Source organism: Haloactinopolyspora sp., assembly GCF_027324685.1.
Lineage (GTDB): Bacteria > Actinomycetota > Actinomycetes > Jiangellales > Jiangellaceae > Haloactinopolyspora.
The window spans coordinates 1-2,374 of sequence record NZ_DAHVSH010000157.1 but is presented as its reverse complement, the minus strand read 5'-3'; the positions used below and the strand labels follow the sequence as shown (position 1 = coordinate 2,374).

Below are 2,374 nucleotides of genomic sequence, written 5' to 3'. Positions count from 1 at the left end.
GACGACCACAGCGAGTTCCATCCGGTATCGGCGTTCAGCGGTTGCCTTGTGTTGCACGGCTACCCCCCGATAGCCCAAAGTGAACAAACTTTCCAAAACAGACTCTACGGGCGCTGTCAAGGGTTGAGCTGCTGCTCAGCGGGCTGTGTTCGATAGTCGGATGCACTGCAGCTGCTCGTCCGGTTGTCGGTCAGGGTGGCCTGGTGGGGCCCATCGGAGCGGTATGTCGGTGGGGCATGGCACGATCGGCGGGTGCTGAGAATCGGGGTGGAGCAACGGCGTGCTCGACTGATGCGGCGCCACGCGCTGCACCCGTCGACGCAGCGATCGAGCGTGGCCGAGGTGTGTACGGCGGTCGTCGCGTTGCACGCCACCGACCCCGCGTCGGTGTATCTGTCGGCGTTGGCCCGCAGCCCGGTCACCCTGGCGGATGTGTCCGCGGCGATGTACGAGTCCCGCTCGGTCGTGAAGATGCTCGGCATGCGCCGCACCATGTTCGTGGTGCCGACCGAGTTCGCGCAGGTCGTGCACGCTGGTGCAGGCCTCGAGGTCGCGCGCCGACTGCGGTCCCGGCTGGTCAAGGAACTACGCGAGCGTCCGACCGAGCCGGTCATCGACGGCGATCCCGCGGTGTGGCTGGCCGCCGTCGAGCAAGGCGCCGAGCAGTTCCTCATCGAGCACGGCGAGGCATTGGCCAACGACATCGCCAAAGCCGAGCCGCGGCTGCGTACCGCGCTGGTGCCCACCACCGACAAGAAGTGGGACGTCAAGCAGAACGTCACCAGCCGCGTGCTCACGTTGATGGGCGCTGATGGGCGGCTCGTACGGGGACAGCCCGCGGGCACCTGGCTCTCGCGGCAGCATCGGTGGGCCGCAGCGCGCTCCGTGTGGCCCGAGGGTCTGCCGGCGATGCCCGAGGATGCCGCCCGTGACGTGCTGGCCCGGCGCTGGCTCGAGGCGTTCGGACCGGCGACGGTGGACGACCTGAAGTGGTGGACCGGGTGGAGTCTCGGCGCCACCCGCAAGGTCCTGGCCGGCATCGACACGGTCGAGGTCGACATGGACGGCACGCCCGGGATCGTGCTCGCCGACGACACCGATCCCGAGCCCGAGGTCGAGCCGGCCGCGGCGCTTCTACCGGCGCTCGATGCCACCCCGATGGGATGGCAGCAGCGCGACTGGTTCCTCGGCCCGCACCAAGCGGAGTTGTTCGACCGCAACGGCAACATCGGGCCCACGGTGTGGTGGGAAGGCCGCATCGTCGGTGGCTGGGCAGTCCGGGAGGGCGACGTCGTCTGGGAGTTGCTCGAAGACGTCGGCGCCGACGCGCGAGCCGCGGTGGAGCGCGCAGCGGCGGACCTGCAGCCCCGCCTCGAGGGCGCCTCCCCGATCCCGTCCTTCCGCACCCCCCTCGAACGTCGTTTAAATGATCATGTTCAGTAGGTAATTCCCTGCTCCACCACCCGTGCACGCCTCGTGTTGCAGCACAACGCCTGGTGGTGTTACGGGGCGCTGGCGCGCTACGACGCTCGCATCGTCACCGGCGTCGGCAGCTCGACCGTCCGGCTCACCGTGCACAATCGATCGCGCGACTTCGCGATGGCGTCGGGCAGCACCGAGCGCGCGGCGTCCCCGGCTTCGCCCTCGGGAAACCGCACCCGGAAGACGACCTCGATGTCCTCGAGCCGGTTGCCGGACTCGTCCCGGATCTTCTCCGCGCCGATCTCGACGTCGAACGCCTCCGGTTCCGCCCGCCGCGCGGTGATGTAGTCGACGTCGACGGCCGAACAGCCGGCGATCGCCGTCAGCAGGAGCTCGATGGGTGTGAACTCGTGGTCCTCGCCTTCGCCAAACGCGAGCTCGCCGCCGCGGACGTTCGTCGCGACGTAACGTCGTGCCCCGGTGCGCCGGATGGACACGGATCGGTGCGTTTCTTCAGTCATGCGCCCACCCTGTCACGGTGGTGAAGGTCGGCCGACGTGCCGGGTGTCGGCCGTGGGGCGTCTGGGGCGTATGGCGTCTGCGGGGCTCGACGCAGTTTGCCCAGTGACGTTGTCGGGTGCAGTCATTAGGCTCGAGACATGTGCCGCAACATCAAGCCCCTTCACAACCTCGCTCCGCCGGCCACCCCCGACGAGGTCAGTGACGCAGCGCTTCAGTACGTGCGTAAGCTCGCCGGAACCCGCAAGCCGTCCAAAGCCAACCAGGCCGCGTTCGATGCTGCGGTCGAAGAGATCACCGCGGCCACGCAACGTCTGCTCGACTCGCTGACCACGGCGGCCCCGCCGCGGAACCGTGAGGAAGAGGCCGCGAAGAGGCGGGCGCGCTACGAGTCCCGGGTGGCCGCCGCCAGCTGAGGGCGGTCCGGCGTCGT

The 2,374-nt window shown here is 68.9% G+C and carries 3 protein-coding genes; 2 read left to right on the top strand and 1 reads right to left on the bottom strand.

From position 1 onward, the window contains the following. The first annotated feature begins 252 nt into the window (after nt 1–252). Nucleotides 253–1,443 (top strand): winged helix DNA-binding domain-containing protein, encoded by a 1,191-nt coding sequence (locus tag M6444_RS17050; RefSeq protein ID WP_298330093.1) that lies wholly within the window; start codon nt 253–255, stop codon nt 1,441–1,443. A 77-nt stretch (nt 1,444–1,520) separates the two neighbouring features. Here M6444_RS17050 and M6444_RS17045 read toward each other — a convergent pair whose 3' ends face one another. After that, nucleotides 1,521–1,943, bottom strand: a complete 423-nt coding sequence (locus tag M6444_RS17045; protein ID WP_298330091.1) for an OsmC family protein — start codon at nt 1,941–1,943, stop codon at nt 1,521–1,523. Nucleotides 1,944–2,081: 138 nt separating this feature from the next. On the opposite strand from M6444_RS17045, the gene M6444_RS17040 reads away from it, so the two are divergent. Continuing rightward, nucleotides 2,082–2,357 (top strand): DUF2277 domain-containing protein, encoded by a 276-nt coding sequence (locus M6444_RS17040; protein ID WP_298330089.1) that lies wholly within the window; start codon nt 2,082–2,084, stop codon nt 2,355–2,357. The last annotated feature ends 17 nt before the right edge of the window (nt 2,358–2,374 follow it).

Bases quoted from the DNA above. Each gene is read 5' to 3' on its own strand.
- M6444_RS17045 (WP_298330091.1), bottom strand. From the start codon at position 1,943: ATGACTGAAGAAACGCACCGATCCGTGTCCATCCGGCGCACCGGGGCA.
- M6444_RS17040 (WP_298330089.1), top strand. From the start codon at position 2,082: ATGTGCCGCAACATCAAGCCCCTTCACAACCTCGCTCCGCCGGCCACC.